Source organism: Xanthomonas sp. NCPPB 1638, from assembly GCF_041475635.2.
GTDB classification, from domain to species: Bacteria; Pseudomonadota; Gammaproteobacteria; order Xanthomonadales; family Xanthomonadaceae; genus Xanthomonas; species Xanthomonas cucurbitae.
In genome coordinates, this window is sequence record NZ_CM192984.1 from 2,741,259 (window position 1) to 2,757,956 (window position 16,698).

General features: G+C 66.5%; 16 protein-coding genes. 4 read left to right on the top strand and 12 right to left on the bottom strand.

Annotation, left to right across the window (positions count from 1 at the left end; all coding sequences use genetic code 11):
• On the bottom strand, positions 1-573 hold the full coding sequence (locus ACCQ13_RS11730; protein WP_064510879.1) for an ANTAR domain-containing response regulator: 573 nt from the start codon (positions 571-573) through the stop codon (positions 1-3).
• Between the two features lie 84 nt (positions 574-657).
• On the opposite strand from ACCQ13_RS11730, the gene ACCQ13_RS11735 reads away from it, so the two are divergent.
• A complete protein-coding gene (locus ACCQ13_RS11735) occupies positions 658-1,662 on the top strand; it encodes an NAD(P)-dependent oxidoreductase (RefSeq protein WP_104603670.1) in 1,005 nt (334 codons plus the stop codon).
• Between the two features lie 128 nt (positions 1,663-1,790).
• Here the strand turns inward: ACCQ13_RS11735 and ACCQ13_RS11740 are convergent, their stop codons facing one another.
• The 3 genes from ACCQ13_RS11740 to ACCQ13_RS11750 are packed head-to-tail and all read right to left on the bottom strand — an operon-like array spanning position 1,791 to position 3,920.
• Complete coding sequence (locus ACCQ13_RS11740; RefSeq protein WP_104603671.1) at positions 1,791-2,153, bottom strand: hypothetical protein; 363 nt, start codon at positions 2,151-2,153, stop codon at positions 1,791-1,793.
• Positions 2,137-2,715 carry a molybdenum cofactor guanylyltransferase gene (gene mobA / locus ACCQ13_RS11745; protein WP_159407220.1) on the bottom strand — a complete coding sequence of 193 codons (579 nt, stop codon included), beginning with the start codon at positions 2,713-2,715 and terminating at the stop codon, positions 2,137-2,139. Before mobA ends, ACCQ13_RS11740 begins: the two co-directional genes overlap by 17 nt.
• A complete protein-coding gene (locus ACCQ13_RS11750) occupies positions 2,712-3,920 on the bottom strand; it encodes a molybdopterin molybdotransferase MoeA (RefSeq protein WP_159407985.1) in 1,209 nt (402 codons plus the stop codon). The genes mobA and ACCQ13_RS11750 overlap by 4 nt, the downstream gene beginning before the upstream one ends.
• A 270-nt stretch (positions 3,921-4,190) precedes the next feature.
• Between ACCQ13_RS11750 and moeB the strand changes: the two genes are divergently transcribed.
• Positions 4,191-5,333, top strand: coding sequence for a molybdopterin-synthase adenylyltransferase MoeB (gene moeB, locus ACCQ13_RS11755; protein WP_104603673.1), 1,143 nt, complete (start codon positions 4,191-4,193; stop codon positions 5,331-5,333).
• Positions 5,334-5,434: 101 nt separating this feature from the next.
• Here the strand turns inward: moeB and ACCQ13_RS11760 are convergent, their stop codons facing one another.
• From ACCQ13_RS11760 to ndk, 8 genes are all read right to left on the bottom strand, one after another.
• Positions 5,435-6,655 (bottom strand): molybdopterin molybdotransferase MoeA, encoded by a 1,221-nt coding sequence (locus tag ACCQ13_RS11760; RefSeq protein WP_104603736.1) that lies wholly within the window; start codon positions 6,653-6,655, stop codon positions 5,435-5,437.
• Between the two features lie 139 nt (positions 6,656-6,794).
• Entirely contained in the window at positions 6,795-8,192 is a 1,398-nt protein-coding gene (der, locus tag ACCQ13_RS11765) for a ribosome biogenesis GTPase Der (protein ID WP_159407221.1), read from the bottom strand.
• Positions 8,193-8,202: 10 nt separating this feature from the next.
• Positions 8,203-9,420: an outer membrane protein assembly factor BamB gene (gene bamB / locus ACCQ13_RS11770; RefSeq protein ID WP_167526908.1), complete on the bottom strand. Its 1,218-nt coding sequence runs from the start codon at positions 9,418-9,420 to the stop codon at positions 8,203-8,205.
• Entirely contained in the window at positions 9,420-10,058 is a 639-nt protein-coding gene (locus ACCQ13_RS11775; RefSeq protein WP_104603676.1) for a YfgM family protein, read from the bottom strand. Before ACCQ13_RS11775 ends, bamB begins: the two co-directional genes overlap by 1 nt.
• A gap of 70 nt (positions 10,059-10,128) precedes the next feature.
• A complete protein-coding gene (locus tag ACCQ13_RS11780) occupies positions 10,129-10,983 on the bottom strand; it encodes a RodZ domain-containing protein (RefSeq protein WP_104603677.1) in 855 nt (284 codons plus the stop codon).
• Positions 10,980-11,768, bottom strand: a complete 789-nt coding sequence (gene pilW, locus ACCQ13_RS11785; RefSeq protein WP_104603678.1) for a type IV pilus biogenesis/stability protein PilW — start codon at positions 11,766-11,768, stop codon at positions 10,980-10,982. Before pilW ends, ACCQ13_RS11780 begins: the two co-directional genes overlap by 4 nt.
• 10 nt (positions 11,769-11,778) lie before the next feature.
• Complete coding sequence (gene rlmN, locus ACCQ13_RS11790) at positions 11,779-12,999, bottom strand: dual-specificity RNA methyltransferase RlmN (RefSeq protein WP_104603679.1); 1,221 nt, start codon at positions 12,997-12,999, stop codon at positions 11,779-11,781.
• A gap of 18 nt (positions 13,000-13,017) precedes the next feature.
• The gene (ndk, locus tag ACCQ13_RS11795) at positions 13,018-13,443 is read right to left on the bottom strand and encodes a nucleoside-diphosphate kinase (protein WP_159407222.1); all 426 of its coding nucleotides are present in this window, start codon (positions 13,441-13,443) and stop codon (positions 13,018-13,020) included.
• A 215-nt stretch (positions 13,444-13,658) separates the two neighbouring features.
• Here ndk and ACCQ13_RS11800 point away from each other — a divergent pair, with 215 nt between their 5' ends.
• Together ACCQ13_RS11800 and ACCQ13_RS11805 are read left to right on the top strand one after the other, a co-directional pair.
• On the top strand, positions 13,659-14,291 hold the full coding sequence (locus tag ACCQ13_RS11800; RefSeq protein WP_104603680.1) for a TetR/AcrR family transcriptional regulator: 633 nt from the start codon (positions 13,659-13,661) through the stop codon (positions 14,289-14,291).
• Positions 14,292-14,315: 24 nt separating this feature from the next.
• On the top strand, positions 14,316-16,688 hold the full coding sequence (locus ACCQ13_RS11805) for a 3-hydroxyacyl-CoA dehydrogenase/enoyl-CoA hydratase family protein (protein WP_159407223.1): 2,373 nt from the start codon (positions 14,316-14,318) through the stop codon (positions 16,686-16,688).
• Positions 16,689-16,698: the final 10 nt, after the last annotated feature.

Consider the following 16,698-nt stretch of genomic DNA (forward strand, 5'->3'; position numbering starts at 1 on the left):
TCATCCCAGCAATTCGGCCATCGCCACGATGCGACGCGCCACTTCGGCCAGCTTGACGCCCTGCTTCATTGCCTGCTGGCGCAGCGCGGCATAGGCATCGGCCTCGCTGAGGCCGCGTTTTTCCATCAGCAGACCCTTGGCGCGGTCGATCTGCTTGCGGTCCTGCAAGGCTTGCTGCACGTCGTCCAGGCGCTTGCGCATGCTGCTTTCGTGCGCAAACCGCGCCAGCGCCACCTGCACGATCGGCGCCAACCGCGCCGGCGCCAGGCCATCGACCACATACGCGGTAACACCCGCACCGACCGCGGCATGGATCAGTGCATCGTCGCCATCGCCGGAAAACATCACCACCGGTCGCGGCGCATGCGTGTGCAGCATCGACAACTGCTCCAGGGTGTCGCGCGAGGGCGAATCCACGTCGATCACCACCACATCCGGCTGCTGGCTTTGCACCGCATGCAGCAAGGCACCGACCGAAGCCACGTCATCGAGCACCGTGTAGCCGGCGCGGGTGAGTGCCTGGCGCAATTGGCCGATCGGCTTTTCGGTATCGTTGACCAGCAAAACACGCATTGGCGGCAGCGAGGCGTGTGGACGTACTCCGATGGTGCCATGCAACATGCCGTTGGTGCGAGTCATCTTTCCGGGAGTGAGCCGATGCCGTTGTTTCCGTTGTTCGCCAATCTGCAGGGGCGCGCCGTGCTGGTGATCGGTGGCGGCGAGGTCGCCACGCGCAAGGTGCTGGCGCTGCTCAAGGCCGGTGCGCAGATCCGCCTGTACGCGCATGCGCTCTCGCCCGAGCTTGCGGAGCTGATGCAGGCCGGTCGCTTCGAGCAACTGGGGGGCGCATTCGATCCTGCCTGGATCGATACGGTATGGCTGGTGGTTGCGGCCACCGACGACACCGACTTGAACCAACGCGTGGCCGCCGCCGCAGGCGCACGCCAGCGCCTGGTCAACGTGGTGGACGATGCCGAGTTATCCACCTATCAGGTGCCGGCGATCGTGGACCGCGACCCGCTGGTGATCGCCATTTCGTCCGCAGGCGCCGCCCCGATGCTGGCACGGCGCCTGCGCGAGCGGCTGGAGCGCGAGCTGGATGCATCAGTCGGCCGCTTCGCCGGCCTGTTTGCGCAGCATCGCGAGCGCATCCGCAGCCAGTTCCCGGACATGAACCGGCGCCGGCGCTGGTTCGATCGCGTCATCGACGGCCAGGTGCCTCTGCTGCTGCAGTCCGGCGACGAGGCAGCGGCCGAAGCCGCATTCACTGCGGCGTTGGACGACGCCGGCACGGTGCCGGCGCGCGGCAGCGTGCAGCTGGTGGGTACCGGACCAGGCGATCCAGGCCTGCTCACCTTGAAGGCGCTGCGTGCGATGAACCTGGCCGACGTGCTGGTGGCCGGCGACGACATTCCCGATGCAGTGCTCGAACTGGCGCGCCGCGACGCCTCCCGTCGCAGCATGCCGCACGCTGCCGAAGCGCAGCTGGCCCTGCTGCTGCAACTGGCCGGCGACGGGCTGCACGTGGTCGCGCTGCGCAGCGGCACCGGCTACGACGACGTTGCTGCCGCGCCGATAGAATCCGCGTTGCGGGCACAGGGGCTGGTCTGCGAACGCGTGCCGGGCATCTACCAGGAGCGGCGCAAGCGGCCTGCTGCGTAATCGCTCAGGTGACCACGGCTGCGGAGCACTGCGCGCCTTTCAGGACGCAGCAGAAAGCAGTCTGCAGCTGGCATGCAAGCGTCAATGGCAGGCAGCGTGCAGGGCAGCGACATACTTGCTCCAACACGTCACTCCTTCGGCAGTCGCTTGCGCGCACTGTCGCGCACATCGATGTCGAAGGTCACCTGCAGCGCCATGTGCTCCGCATGCCCGGCGCCCGCGTCGAAGCTGAAATGCAATCCCTCGCGGCTCGGCAAGCGACGCACATGCTCTTCCAGCGCGTCGCGCGGCACCAGCAACTGCCAGTGGTCGGTGGCGCAATTACAGGCCGCGTGACCACCGGTCAGGCTCACACTGTGGCGTACCAGGCGCGCCCCCTGCCCGCTGGGCAGCCGGCTCAGATTATCCACGCTCTGCCCGGCCAGCAGCCTCGCCAGTTCGTCCTCGTCGATACGGAACCGCACCTGCTGGCCTTCAATCTGGATTTTCATGGATGAGCTGGCTCCACTGCTCGGGCGTATTGCAATTGACGAACGCGGCGCGTTCGCTGGCGGTGACAGCCACGCGATGACACTGCAGCAATTGTTGCAAGGCGCGCAGCGAGCGGCCTGAAGCCCCCCCTGCCATCAGCGCCGCCAAGGACTCGCGCACGCCCGCATCGATGCACAGCCGCATCGGCAGCATCTGCGCGTCGAAGGTGACGCAGCGCTGCGGCGCGGCAGCCAGCAACCGCTCCAGCAGCGGCATCGACAACAGCGGCATATCCACCGGTACCACCACCAGCGTGGTCGCATCGCTCAGCTGCGCGATCACGCTCGCCAGGCCACCGAGCGGTCCCAGGTCCGGCTGTGTATCGACGATACCGGGATGTCCAGGACGATCGCCACTGACCAGCACCTCCTGCGCGCCTGCGCTGTGTAGTAGTGCCTGCATGTGCGCAAGCAATGGCCGCCCGCGCCAGGGCAGCAGGGCCTTGTCGCGTCCCATCCGCGATGAGCGCCCGCCCGCCAACACCAGGCCGGTCCAGCCAGGCGCCGGCGGCGGAGGTCTCATGGTTCGAACGCTGGCGCGGCTGGCTGCAGATGCCCCACGCCGTAGACCTGCACCCGCGTGCTGGGGGCAGCACCTTCCGGCTGCGGTTCCAGCACCGCCCAGGCGTTGGCCTGCAACAAGGGCACCACGCGGAACGATTCCTGCTGTGGCAGCACCTGCACCGACAACACACCCGCGCCATCGCACAACAGGCGTGCGCGCAGGTGTTGTCGCCAGATGGGGCGTGCCTGCAGCGGCGTGCGCAAGACCACCGGCAGGCCATGCTCCGGCGGCAGGCCGAGCAGCCCACGCAAGGCCGGCTCGACGAAGAATCGCAGCCCCGCAGCGCTCGCCATCGGGTTGCCCGGCAGGCCGACGTACAGCACGCCGTCGGGCAGGCGCGCCAGCAGCACCGGCTTGCCCGGCCGCACCGCCACCTTGTGGAACAGCAGCTGCGCGCCATGCCGGGCCAGCGCATCGGGAATGAAATCGTAGCGCCCGCGCGACACCGCGCCAGTGCTGAGGATCAGTTGCGCGCCAGATGCACGCGCCTGTGCCAGGGCCAGATCGAATGCTGCCACCTCATCGCCCACCCGCCCCTGCCAGACCGGACGCGCACCGGCCGCACGCAGCTGGCTGAGCAGATAGGCACTGGTGCCGTCGCGGATCTGCCCCGGCTGCAACGGCTGGGCGGGGTCGCCGACCAGCTCGCGGCCGGTGGCGATCAAGGCCACCGGGGGTTGCCGCACCACGTCCACCCGCGCGCAGCCCAGCCCCGCCAGCAGCAGTGCATGCGCACCACGCAACACGGTGCCGGCCGCGATCACCCGATCGTTGACGGCCACGTCCTCGCCACGCCGACGGATATGCTGGCCGACACGCACGTCCGCCCGCAGGCGGATCCGCCCGGGACGCCCGTCCTGCTGCGCCGCCAGCACATCGATCTGCTCGATCGGAACCACCGCATCGGCGCCTGCCGGCAAACCGGCTCCGGTCATGATCTCCCAAGCGTCGCCGGCTGCATGCGCAGGATCCTCGCCTGCAGCCAGGGTCGCAGCGATGCAATGCTCGCTGCCCGCCGCAGCGCCCTGCCCTGCCGTGGCCAGCGCCACCCCATCCATCGCACTGTTGTCGAAGGGCGGCAACGCGTCCGGGCTCAACAAATCCTGCGCCAGCACACGGCCTTGCGCATCGGCGCTGTCCACCGATTCGCTCGCAAGCGGCATTACCTGCTGTTGCAGGCACGCAAGCGCCTCGGCATAGCTGATCGTGAGCAAGGCGATAGCCGGGTTCGATGAATGACCCGACTAGAATACCCGGCCGTCCGCGCAGCAGGTATCGCACCGGTCGCAGTAGCCGCTTGCGACTCCGCCACGACGCCGGACGCTGCTCGAATACCTGCCCCGCGCTTGCACCGCAGGCAACGCCGCGGTGATGGCATACCGCCTGCACTGGCCGGTCGCGCCCCTGTACGGGCTTTGCGCGACAATAGCCGCATGAGCAACCACGATCTCGTTCCCGCCGACGCCCGCGCCCGCGCCTTGCACGGCGCGTTGCTGATCGACATCCGCCACCCGCACGAGCGCGTCGGCGGCCAGGCAGAAGGCGCGCTGGCCATCGCACAGGCCGAACTGGAACAGTTCCCCGCCCAGCACCTGCCCGATACCGGGCGCGAGGTCCTCCTGATCTGCCAGAGCGGCCAGCGTTCCGCGCGCACCGCCGCCCAGCTGCGTGCGTATGGCTATGCGCGGGTGCAATCCGTGCTGGGCGGCACCGCCGCATGGGTGCGCGACGGGCTGCCCACGGTGCGGCCCAGCCTGCCGCCGGACGAGCAGGACTTCCTGGAGCGTTATTCGCGGCATCTCCGGCTGCCGCACGTCGGCCTCGACGGCCAGCAGCGCCTGGCGCGCGCACGCGTGCTGCTGATCGGCGCCGGCGGCCTCGGCTCGCCGGCCGCGTTCTATCTGGCCGCCGCCGGTGTGGGTCACTTGCGGATCGCCGACGACGACGTGGTGGACCGCAGCAACCTGCAGCGCCAGATCCTGCACACCGAAGACAGCGTTGGCAGCGCCAAGGTCGCGTCGGCCGCGCAGCGGCTGGGCGCGCTCAACCCGCGCGTGCAGGTCGAGCCGGTGCGCTGCCGCGTCACCAGCGACACTGTGGAACGGTTGCTGCAGGACGTGGATGTGGTGGTCGACGGCGCCGACAACTTCCCCGCCCGCTATCTGCTCAACGACGCCTGCGTCCGCCTCGGCAAGCCGCTGGTGTACGGGGCGGTGCAACAGTTCGAAGGCCAGCTCAGCGTGTTCGACGCCGGCCGCCAGCGTGGGCAAGCGCCCTGCTACCGCTGCCTGTTCCCCGAGCCGCCACCGCCCGAGTTCGCACCCAATTGCGCCGAGGCCGGCGTGCTTGGCGTCCTGCCTGGGGTGATCGGCCTGCTGCAGGCGACCGAAGCGGTGAAGTTGCTGCTCGGCATTGGCGACAGCCTGGCCGGGCGCCTGCTCAGCTTCGATGCACTGGCGATGCGCTTTCGCGAGATCCGCCTGCGGCCGGATCCGCACTGCCCGGTCTGCGCGCCCGACGCACGCTTTGCCGGCTACCCGGATTACGCGGCATTTTGCGGTAGCGCGATCGATTGAACCCGGCCATGGCGCCGCCGCGGTGCGCCAGCGCAGGTCAGCACGTCACCCGGCATCGTCGTTGACCCACTGCAGCGGGCACATGGCCGCCTTGCACACGCTCACAGGGCATAGGGAATCACCCGCACGATTTCACCGGCCTCGAAACGACGCGCCTGCTCCGGCAGCACGATCAACGCATTGCTGTCGGCGGCACCGCGCAGCAGGTGCGAGGCATCGCCGCGATGCGGCAACGCGCTCAAGCGCCCATCCGCGCCGCATTCCAGCCGCCCGCGCAGGAATTCCCGCCGCTCGTGGCGCTTCTCCCAGGGGCTGGCCAGCGCGGCATGCCACAGCGCTCGCGGCTCGCTGCGACCCTGCAGGCCATCCAGCAGCGGCACGCCGTAGGCGATCAGCGTCGCCAGTACCGACACCGGATTGCCTGGCAATCCCAACACCAGGCAACGCCCGATCTGCCCCAGCACCGCCGGCATCCCCGGGCGCATGCGCACGCGCCAGAAGTGGATCCGGCCCAGTTCCCCGATCAACCGCGGCAGATAATCCTTTTCGCCGGCAGAGACGCCGCCACAGGTGATGACCACATCGAAGGCCGCCGCCGCATCTTCCAGCATGCTGCGGATGCGTTGCGGATCGTCCGGCAGGGTGGGCCAGGCGGTAGGCGCATAGCCCAGCGCCCGCAGCTGCGCCATCAGCATGTCGCGGTTGCTGTTGTAGATCTGCCCGGGGCCCAGCGGTATGCCCGGCTCCACCAGTTCGTCGCCGGTGGCCAGCACCGCAATGGTGGGCCGCGGCGCCACCGCCAACCGCGAGACGCCAAGCGCTGCCGCCAGCCCGATGCGCGCCGGGGTCAGTACCTGCCCGGCCTGGATCACCAGGTCGCCGGCACGCACATCGCTGCCAGCCAGGCGCACGGAGGCACCCGCGCCTGGCGCAGCGAGGATGACCACGATCCCATCGCGCTCTTCGGTGTCTTCCTTGGGCACCACGGTGTCGGCACCGGCCGGCAGCGGCGCGCCGGTGGTGATGCGCAGGCATTGCCCCGGACCCAGCGTGCCGTCCCAACGTTGGCCGGCAAACTGTTCGCCGACCAGCTGCAGGCGGGTTTGCGCGTCCACCAGATCGGCATGCCGCAGCGCAAAGCCGTCCATCGCACTATTGGCGAACGGAGGCAGCGCCAGCGGCGCAATCAGATCGCCGGCGCTGATACGCCCATCGGCGCGTGCGTTGGGAATGGTTTCGTCCGGTGGACGATGGGCGCCCGCCACGGCATGCAGGATCTGCAGCGCCTGCGCGTAGGCAATACGGCTGGGATACTCGTTCATGCCGCGAAGGATACCAGCGCCCTGCGAAAGGCCGGTGCGCAGTGCCACTTCAGAAGACAGTGCTGCAACACGCAGCAGCCCGTGCGCGGCCGCTTGCGTCGTCGCCACCACGCCACGCATGCGCGGCGTGGTGGCGGACTTACTTGCCCTTGACGTGCCGCATCAGGCGCCGCTTGCGCGCCACCTGGCGGTCGGTCAGCGGGTTCTTCTTGCCTTCGTACGGATTGGCACCTTCGCGGAAAATGAAACGCACCGGCGTGCCGACCAGCTTGAAACGCTTGCGGAAAAAGTTTTCCAGATAGCGCTTGTACGACTCCGGCAACACCTTCAGCCGCGTGCCATGCACGATGAAGGTTGGTGGGTTCGCACCGCCCGGATGCACGTAGCGCAGCTTGGAGACGTGGCCGCGGATGCTCGGCGGCGGATTGGTCTCGTAGGCGATTTCCAGCGCCTGGTTCACTTCGCTGGTGCTGAACTCGTGCGTTGCCGAGGCGTGTGCGCGGTGAATCGCCTGGAACAGTTCGCGCATGCCCGAACCATGCAACGCGGAGATCCGCACCGCCTCGGCCCAGTTCACGAAGCCCAGCTTGCGCGAGAGCAGGTCTTCGGCCTGCGCCCGCTGGTAGTCGCTTTGCCCGTCCCACTTGTTGATCGCCACTACCAGCGCACGGCCGGCATCCAGGATCGCGCCAAGAATGGTCGCGTCCTGATCGGTCACGCCTTCGGTGGCATCGAGCATCAGCACTGCCACCTGGCATTGCTCGATCGCCTGCAACGTCTTGAACGCGCTGAACTTCTCCACCGCCTCTTCCACCTTGCCGCGACGGCGCAGGCCGGCGGTATCGATCAGGCGGTATTGGCGATTGTCGCGCTCCAGGTCCACCGCGATCGAATCGCGGGTGGTACCCGGTACATCGGAGGCGATCATGCGCTCCTCGCCCAGCAACCGGTTGACCAAGGTGGACTTGCCCACGTTCGGCCGACCCACGAAGGCGATGCGCACGCGCGCCGGGTCGTTGTCCAGCAACTCGCCGGAGCCTTCCTCCGGCAGCCGTGCACCGACTTCTTCGAGCAGCTCGTCGATGCCCTGCCGATGCGCGGCAGACAGCGCCACCACGTCGGAGAAGCCGTAGCGCGCAAACTCCGAGCGCACGGTCTCTTCGTCGGTGCCGTCGATCTTGTTGATGACCAGCACGGTCGGGCGGGCCAGCTTGCGCAGCCAGGCCAGGATCTCGTCGTCGAGGGAGGACGCACCTTCGCGGCCATCGACCACGAACAACACCAGATCCGCTTCGCCGGCGGCGGCACGCGCCTGACGCGCGGTGGCACCGGCCAGGCCTTCTTCCTCGCCGGCGATACCGCCGGTATCGACGACGATGAACGGTTGCTGCTCGTCGAGGCGGCAGACACCGTAATTGCGGTCGCGGGTGACGCCGGGCTGGTCGTGGACCAACGCGTCGCGGGTGCGCGTCAGCGCATTGAAGATGGTGGACTTGCCGACATTGGGCCGTCCAACCAGGGCGACCAGGGGCAGCATCGCAAGGTCCTTATTGTGCCAACCGGAAGGCGCTGAGATCGCCGTCGGTATTTTGTACCAGCAGAATGCCATCAACGACCTGTGGCTGCGCCAGCAGCGTGTCGCGTCCAGCGCGAGCGCGCGCGGCCAGTGCGCCATCGCTGAGCTTCAGCCAGTGCAGATAGCCCTTGTAGTCACCGACCACGGCATAGTCGCCCTGGATGGCCACACCGGTGAGCGAGCGGCGCGCCAAGGCCGCCTGCGACCACATCGCCGCACCGGTGGTCTTGTCCAGGCCCCATACCGAGCCGGCGTTGTCGGAGACCACCACCACGGCCGACGACACACCAACACCACCGGCGCCGCCATGATCGCGCGTCCACAGCGGACGGCCGCTCGGGCCTTCCAGCGCCAGGGTTTCGTTCTTGAAGCTGGTGGCATACAGCGTGGTGCCATCGAGCACCGGCGCACCATCCACGTCGGCCATGCGCTCCAGCTCGGTGCGACCTTCCGGCACGCCAATGGCCTGCTCCCACAACGGGCGGCCATCCTGCAGGGCCAGCGCGCTCAAGGTGCCGCTATCGTTGCCGACGAATACCACGCCCGGGCCGATGACGATCGGCGCATTGCCGCGCACCGACAGGGTGGGGCCTTCCTCGGCATGGAACCAGCGACGTTCGCCGGTGGCGGCATCGAATGCAGTCACGCGGCCGTCGTTGCTGCGCACCAGCACCAGATTCTGCGCGATCGCCGGTGCGGCGATCACCTCATTGGGCACCTTGCCGCGCCACTTTTCAGTGCCGTCGGCCTGATTCAGGGCAATCACATCGCCAGACAGGCTACCGATCACCACCAGCCCCTCGCCCACCCCGGGACCACCGGACAGGCGCTGCTTGAACTTGCGGTCGTTACGCTCTTCCTTCTTGGGCTTGTATTCCCATACGCGCTTGCCGGTCTGCAGGTCCAGCGCCTGCACGCCGCCGGTGATCGCTGCGGCATACACCTTGCCGTCGGCCACGGCCGGTCGCTGACGCACGCCGATGTGCCCTTCGCCCTTGCCCACGCCAGTGGACCACAGCTTGTCGACCTTGACCGATGACTCGAAATCCACCAATTCCGCCGGTTCCTGCGCCTTCTTGGCCGCCGCATCCTTGCCCGCGAACCAGCCCTTGACGGTGCTGCAGCCAGCCAACGACACGCCCATCAGGGCAAGCAACGCCACGCGCTTGTACATATCGACCTGCTTCATCAAATCTGCTCCGCCGGATCGGGCACCTTGCCGCCCACATCCATCAGCTTGGTTTCCAACAGCCGGCGCTGCGGCGAGGCCACGTCCACCGTGGTCAATGCCCGGGTATACAGGGCACGCGCATCTGTGGGCTTGCCCTGCGCAACCAGCGCATCGCCGCGAATCTCCAGGCTGGCATGGTCCTGCGCATCGGCCAGCAGCTTGATCGCTTCGTCCGGCTTGCCACTTTCGATCAGCACGCGCGCCAGGCGCTGCTGCACGACCTGCTTGAGCGCGCCTTCGGCCGGCACATCGCGCAAGGTCTTGATCGCTTCGGCATTCTTGCCGGCATCCACCTGGGCCTTGGCCAGACGCAGCGCCGCCAGCTCGGCATAGATGCCGCCCTTGCCGTCGTCCAGCGCCACGATGTCCTTGGCGGCCTTGTCCAGGTTCTTGGCCTGGATCGACTTCACCACTGCCTCGTAACGGGCATTGGCCTCCACCAGTTCGGTGTTGGCACGCTTCTGCCACCACTGCCAACCCAGGATCAGTGCCAGGCCGAGCAGGACGCCGCCCACCAGGCCCGCACCATTCTTTCTCAACCAGGACCGAACCCGTTCGCCTTGTTCGTGTTCGTCCAGCAGATCGTCGATCGCCATGCGTACTCTCGCTCCGTCATCCCGGAGGCGCGGAACATCAAAAGGGAAAAATGAAAAACCGCAGTCCGCTTCACTCGGAAGCAGGCACCACGGAGCCATCGGAGGATACCGCAAAACGTGCCACGTTCGCGCGCTGGAACGGTTTCACATCGACGATACTGCCGCCTTGCTGAACCTCTACCGCCGAGGCGTTGCCCAGCACGATGCGGCCCACCTGGCCCGGCGCATAGTTGCGGCGCTCGCCGGCATGGATCAATGCTTTCTCGACCGCACTGCCATCCGGCGCCAGGATCTGCACCCAACTATCGCCACTGAAACTCAGCGAAAGGCTGCCAGCCTGTGCTGCGCTTGGCGCCTGCTCGGCTGCCGGGGTGGCGCTTGGCACGGGCGTCATCGAGGCGATGTAGGGCGCAGCCCGCTCGCGCGGCACAGTGGCCGGCTGTGCTGCGGAGGCCGTGCCCCGGGTGTTGGCGGCCACCGGCATGCTGTCCAGCGACACGGTGCTCGGCGCCTTGCCATCCAGGTGCGAGCGGGTCGCATACCAGACCGGCACCGCAAACACGCCGGTAATGACGACATACATCGCCTTGCGCGCCGTGCTTTCGACAATGCGACGCGCGCGTGGCGTATGGGTATGGCTGACCAGCTTGACCGGTTCGACCGGGGCAATGGTGGCCTGCTGCAACAACGGCTCCAGATCGACCCGCAGCAGACGCGCATAGCTGCGTAACTGACCACGCACGAAGACCGGCGCGCCCAGACGCTGCCAGTCTTCCTGCTCCAGCGAACGCACCACATGCGCCGGCATGCGCAACTTGCCGGCCACCTCGTCCAGGCTCAGACCTGACGCTTCGCGCGCCTCGCGCAGATGCTGTCCGCAGCCCTTTTCCTGCTCGAAAGGGTTCGGATTGGAATCACTGATCACAATGCATTGGCCCCGGGGTGAGCGGTCGCTGCGTCAGGAAATTCCTTGACCAACCGCTGTTGGTAACGGCTGGCAGCTACCTTGTCGCCCAGCCCTTGCTCAATCTGAATGGCGAGTTGTAACACGGATGCCGTTGCCGGTGCAGCCGCAAGCCTCCGTTCGACAAACGCGCGTGCCTCGAAAAAGTTGCGCCGACCCGTTTCCAGCCGCGCCATCGACTCGAGCGCGTAGGGGTTGTTCGGATCGATGTCCAATGCCTTGCGCAGATCGCCCAGCGCACGTTCGGATTGACCTGCCTTTAGTGCGCAACCGCCGGCATTTCCCAGTGCCGACGCTGGCGAGGCGTACGCTCTGTCGGCCAAGGCACGATCGAACCAGGCAAGCGACTCGCCAGGTGAGCCGTTGGCACACAACCAGGCGCCGTAGTTGTTGAGAATGTCACCGCGCTGGGGAGCCAGTTCGGCAGCGCGACGGTAGGAAGCGCCAGCGCCGGCCATATCGCCCCTGCCCCCCTGGATCAGGGCCAGCATGCCAAGGGCATCCACCGACTGCGGATCTTTCTTCAACGCGGCCCGAACCTGTTCCTCGGCGCCAGCGTAATCGCCGGTCTGCAGCCGATTGTTGGCAAGGCCCAGCTTCTCCTGCACCGCGAGGCGGCTCTTGGTGGCCTTGCCATCGCGGAACGAATACACCGGCGCCACTTCTTCAACGCTTTCGGCCACACCGGCCTTGGGATTGCGCCAACCGCAGCCAACCGCGCACAACGCGATCGCCACGGCCGCCATTAACGCGAATTCACGCTGCCGCATCTCGATCGGCCTGCCCTTCCAATGTGCGGCGGAACTCCGCCTGGCGACGGGTGCGGTCCATGACCTGGCCCTTGAGCTGCCCGCAGGCTGCGTCGATGTCGTCGCCGCGGGTACGGCGCACCATCGTCAGCACCTGTGCGTCGAGCAGGATCTTCTGGAATGCGCGAATCTCCGTCTCGCCGGAGCGCTCATAGCGCGTGCCGGGGAACGGGTTGAACGGAATCAGGTTGACCTTGCCGGCATCCTTGGATTGCACCGCATTGTCGAACTGACGCATCAACCGGGCCAGCTGCCGCGCATGTTCCGGCTGGTCGTTGATGCCTTTCATCAAGGTGTATTCGAAGGTCACCGAATCGCGCTTCTTGCTGCCGCGCAGGTAGCGGGCGCAGGACTCCATCAACTCCGCGATCGGGTACTTCTTGTTCAGCGGCACCAGGCTCTCGCGCAGGGTGTCGTTGGCCGCATGCAGCGACACCGCCAGCGAGACATCGCTTTCGGTGGACAACCGGTCGATCATCGGTACCAGGCCAGAAGTGGACAGCGTCACCCGCTTGCTGGCCAAGCCGTAGCCCAGATCGTCGCGCATCACGCTCATCGCGCGCACGACGTTGTCGAAATTCATCAGCGGCTCGCCCATGCCCATCATCACCACGTTGGTGAGGCGGCGCCAGCCTTTGGCAGCACTGCCGTGCGGCACGTTGCCCAGATGGCGCGCCGCCACCCACACCTGCCCGATGATCTCGGCAGTGGTCAGGTTGCGGTTGAAGCCCTGGGTGGCGGTCGAACAGAACGTGCAGTTCAGGCCGCAACCAACCTGGGAGGACACGCATAGCGTGCCGCGGCCCTTGTCGGGGATGTAGACCGTCTCGATCGCATTCTTGCCGTCGGTGCCCATGGCCAGCAGCCACTTGTGGGTACCGTCGGTGGAGGGCTTGTCGAACACGACGTTCGGGACCAGCACCTCGGCATGCTGGTGCAGCTTCGCACGCAATGCCTTGCCGAGGTCGGTCATCTGGTCGAAATCGGCGACGTAGCGGTGGTGGATCCACTTCATCACCTGGTGGGCACGGTAGCGCGCTTCGCCGAGCGTGTCGGCGAAGAAGCGCTCCAGTCCCTCGCGATCGAGGTCGAGCAGGTTCTGCTTGCGCACCGGTGCTGCGGGGACGGGAGCGTCCTGCAGCACGGAGGGGATCACGACCTCATTCACGATTCGACTCTCTCGGCCTCAGCGCGAGACCACTTCGGTAGCGGCAAAGAAATACGCCACCTCATTGGCAGCGTTCTCGACCGAGTCCGAGCCGTGGGCGGCATTGGCATCGATCGAATCGGCGAAGTCGGCGCGGATGGTACCCGGCGCAGCGTCCTTCGGGTTGGTGGCACCCAGCAGGTCGCGGTGCGCGGCAACGGCGTTCTCGCCTTCCAGCACCTGGATCATCACGGGGCCGGAGATCATGAACTCGACCAGCGCGTTGAAGAACGGACGCTCGCGGTGCACGGCGTAAAAGCCTTCGGCTTCACGGCGCGACAGCTGCTTGTACTTGGCGGCCACGACCTTCATGCCGGCCTTTTCGAAGCGGCTGTAGATTTCGCCGATGACGTTCTTGGCGACGGCGTCGGGCTTGATGATGGACAGGGTGCGCTCCAGCGCCATGGGAATTCTCCGTTGGGCGGGCCACTGAAGGCCCGAGGTTATCATGAAAAAAACCCGCGTCAAAACGCGGGCTTAGGCTTCTTTGCGATGGTCAATTCTATCTCGTTGGCTATTTGTTTGCATACCGCCCCCTGAATCGTGCTGCAGCGCCGCATGACCGGGCGCACTGCTGGCCCTAGACTCAAACAATCGTTTGATTGAGCCTGACCCGACGCATGCCCAAGCCAGCCCACTTCTCCACCAAGGACCGCATTCTCGGCGCGGCCGAGGAGCTGTTTGCCCAGCATGGATTCGCCGGTACCTCGTTGCGCCAGCTCACCACCCAGGCCGACGTCAACATCGCTGCGGTCAACTACCACTTCGGCTCCAAGGAAAACCTGGTCAACGAGGTGTTCCGCCGGCGCATGGACGAGATGACCAGCGCACGACTGCAGCAGCTGGAAGCGGCGAAGAAGTCACAGCCCGGCGAACTCACCGCGGTCCTGGCGGCGTTCGTAGAGCCTGCGCTGGCGATGGCGCAGGACCGCCAGAACGGCGGCGCCTTCGTGCGCGTGATCGCGCGCGCCTACGCCGAAAAGAACGACAACCTGCGCAAGTTCCTGTCCGACCACTACGGGCACGTGCTGCGTGAATTCGGCAAGGCCATCGCCGCCTGCGTGCCGGGGCTGAGCAAGGAGGAACTGTACTGGCGCCTGGACTTCCTGGCCGGTGCGCTCACCTATGCGATGGCCGACTTCGGCCTCATCAAGCGCCCGGCCGGCGTCAGCGAGGCCGACCACCGCGCCCGCGCGGCGCGCGAACTCATCCGTTTCGCGGAACCCGGTTTCCGCGCTCATTCCACACCGTAAACGTTCCACCAAGAGGCTATTGCCATGTCCAATCCGTTGCTAGTTCGTCGCGCCGCCGTGCTCGGTGCCGGCGTCATGGGCGCGCAGATCGCCGCCCACCTCACCAATGCCGGTGTCGATACCGTGCTGTTCGACCTGCCCGCCAAGGATGGTCCGGCCGACGGCATCGTGCTCAAGGCCATTGCCAACCTCGGCAAGCTCAGCCCTGCCCCGCTCGCCAGCAAGGCGTTGGCCGAAGCGATCACCCCGGCCAATTATGAGAGCGGCCTGGAGCAGTTGCGCGACTGCGATCTCATCATCGAAGCGATCGCCGAGCGGATGGACTGGAAGCAGGACTTGTACAAGAAGATCGCGCCGTTTGTCTCCGAGCAGGCGGTGCTGGCCTCCAACACTTCCGGCTTGGGCATCAACAAGCTGTCCGACGTGCTGCCCGAGCAGCTACGCCACCGTTTCTGCGGCGTCCACTTCTTCAACCCGCCGCGCTACATGCACCTGGCCGAGCTGATCCCGGCCAAGGGCACCGACAAGGCCGTGCTGGAAGGGCTGGAAGCGTTCCTGGTCACTACCCTGGGCAAGGGCGTGGTGTATGCGAAGGACACCCCGAACTTCATCGGCAACCGCATCGGCGTGTTCTCGATCCTGTCCACCATCCACCACACGCAGGAATTCGGCCTGGGCTTCGACGAAGTGGATGGCCTGACCGGCCCCTTGGTCGGCCGCCCGAAGTCGGCGACCTACCGCACCTCGGACGTGGTTGGCCTGGACACCATGGCGCACGTCATCAAGACCATGGGCGACACCCTGCCGGACGACCCGTGGCACCAGTACTTCACATCGCCGAAATGGCTGGACGCGCTGATTGCCAAGGGTGCGCTGGGTCAGAAGGTTGGCGCCGGTATCTTCCGCAAGGTCGGCAAGGACATCGTGGTGCTCGATCTGCAGAAGCAGGACTACCGTCCGGCTGACCGGGCCGCTGCGCCGGAAGTGGTCGAGATCCTCAAGATCAAGAACCCGGCCGAAAAGTTCGCCAAGCTGCGTGAAAGCCAGCACCCGCAGGCGCAGTTCCTGTGGGCCACCTTCCGCGACCTGTTCCACTACAGCGCCTATCACCTGGCCGATATCGCCGAAACCGCGCGCGATGTGGACCTGGCCATCCGCTGGGGCTACGGCTGGTCGCTCGGCCCGTTCGAAACCTGGCAGGCCGCCGGCTGGAAGCAGGTGGCGCAGTGGATTGCCGAAGATATCTCCAACGGCAAGAGCATGAGCAGCGCGCCGTTGCCGAACTGGGTATTCGATGGTCGCGATGGCGTGCATGGCGCGGAAGGCTCGTACAGTCCGGCACGCGACGCCAAGCTACCGCGCTCCGCGTTGCCGGTGTACAAGCGCCAGCGTTTCCCGGACCCGCTGCTGGGCGAGAAGTTCTCGCCAGGCGAGACCGTGTTCGAAAACGACGGCGTGCGCATGTGGCACGACGGCGACGATGTCGCCGTGGTCAGCTTCAAGACCAAGATGAACACCGTCTCCGACCACGTGCTCAATGGCCTTCAGGAAGTGGTGGGCCGCGCGGAGAAGGATTTTGCCGGCCTGGTGATCTGGCAGCAGAAGGAACCCTTCTCCGCCGGTGCCGATCTGGCTGGCGCGCTGGGCCTGCTGCAGGCCGGCAAGGTGGACGCGTTCGAAGCCCTGGTCGCCAATTTCCAGGCCACCAGCCAACGCATCAAGTATTCGCAGGTGCCGGTGATTTCGGCGGTGCGCGGCTTGGCACTGGGCGGCGGTTGCGAATTCCAGATGCACAGTGCCAAGACCGTGGCCTCACTGGAGAGCTATATCGGCCTGGTGGAAGCCGGCGTCGGCCTGCTGCCGGCCGGTGGCGGCCTGAAAGAGCTTGCGGTGCGCGCCTCGGTGGCGGCGGGTCCAGGCGGCGATGTGTTCGCCGAGCTGAAGAAGACCTTCGAAACCGTGGCAATGGCCAAGGTCTCCAACTCAGCGGTCAATGCGCAGGAGCTGGGCCTGCTGCGCGCCACCGACAAGATCGTCTTCAACAGCTATGAGGCACTGCACATCGCCAAGGCCGAAGCGCGTGCGCTTGCTGAAGGTGGCTACCGCGCCCCGCTGCCGGCACGCCGCATCCAGGTGGCCGGCGATGTGGGTATCGCCACCTTCAAGATGTTGCTGGTCAACATGCTGGAAGGCCGCTTCATCAGCGAATACGACTACGAGATCGCCACCCGCATCGCCACGGTGGTCTGCGGCGGCGAAGTCGATCGCGGCGCGCTGGTGGACGAAGAATGGCTACTCAAGCTGGAGCGCAAACACTTCGTCGAACTGGCCCAGCAGGAAAAAACCCAGGCGCGGATTGGGCACATGTTGAAGACCGGCAAGCCGTTGAGGAACTGAGAATCGGGAG

Coding starts and splice junctions, on each gene's coding strand:
- ACCQ13_RS11730 (WP_064510879.1), bottom strand. CDS start 573: ATGCGTGTTTTGCTGGTCAACGATACCGAAAAGCCGATCGGCCAATTG.
- ACCQ13_RS11735 (WP_104603670.1), top strand. CDS start 658: ATGCCGTTGTTTCCGTTGTTCGCCAATCTGCAGGGGCGCGCCGTGCTG.
- ACCQ13_RS11740 (WP_104603671.1), bottom strand. CDS start 2,153: ATGAAAATCCAGATTGAAGGCCAGCAGGTGCGGTTCCGTATCGACGAG.
- mobA (WP_159407220.1), bottom strand. CDS start 2,715: ATGAGACCTCCGCCGCCGGCGCCTGGCTGGACCGGCCTGGTGTTGGCG.
- ACCQ13_RS11750 (WP_159407985.1), bottom strand. CDS start 3,920: ATGCCGCTTGCGAGCGAATCGGTGGACAGCGCCGATGCGCAAGGCCGT.
- moeB (WP_104603673.1), top strand. CDS start 4,191: ATGAGCAACCACGATCTCGTTCCCGCCGACGCCCGCGCCCGCGCCTTG.
- ACCQ13_RS11760 (WP_104603736.1), bottom strand. CDS start 6,655: ATGAACGAGTATCCCAGCCGTATTGCCTACGCGCAGGCGCTGCAGATC.
- der (WP_159407221.1), bottom strand. CDS start 8,192: ATGCTGCCCCTGGTCGCCCTGGTTGGACGGCCCAATGTCGGCAAGTCC.
- bamB (WP_167526908.1), bottom strand. CDS start 9,420: ATGAAGCAGGTCGATATGTACAAGCGCGTGGCGTTGCTTGCCCTGATG.
- ACCQ13_RS11775 (WP_104603676.1), bottom strand. CDS start 10,058: ATGGCGATCGACGATCTGCTGGACGAACACGAACAAGGCGAACGGGTT.
- pilW (WP_104603678.1), bottom strand. CDS start 11,768: ATGGCGGCCGTGGCGATCGCGTTGTGCGCGGTTGGCTGCGGTTGGCGC.
- ndk (WP_159407222.1), bottom strand. CDS start 13,443: ATGGCGCTGGAGCGCACCCTGTCCATCATCAAGCCCGACGCCGTCGCC.
- ACCQ13_RS11800 (WP_104603680.1), top strand. CDS start 13,659: ATGCCCAAGCCAGCCCACTTCTCCACCAAGGACCGCATTCTCGGCGCG.
- ACCQ13_RS11805 (WP_159407223.1), top strand. CDS start 14,316: ATGTCCAATCCGTTGCTAGTTCGTCGCGCCGCCGTGCTCGGTGCCGGC.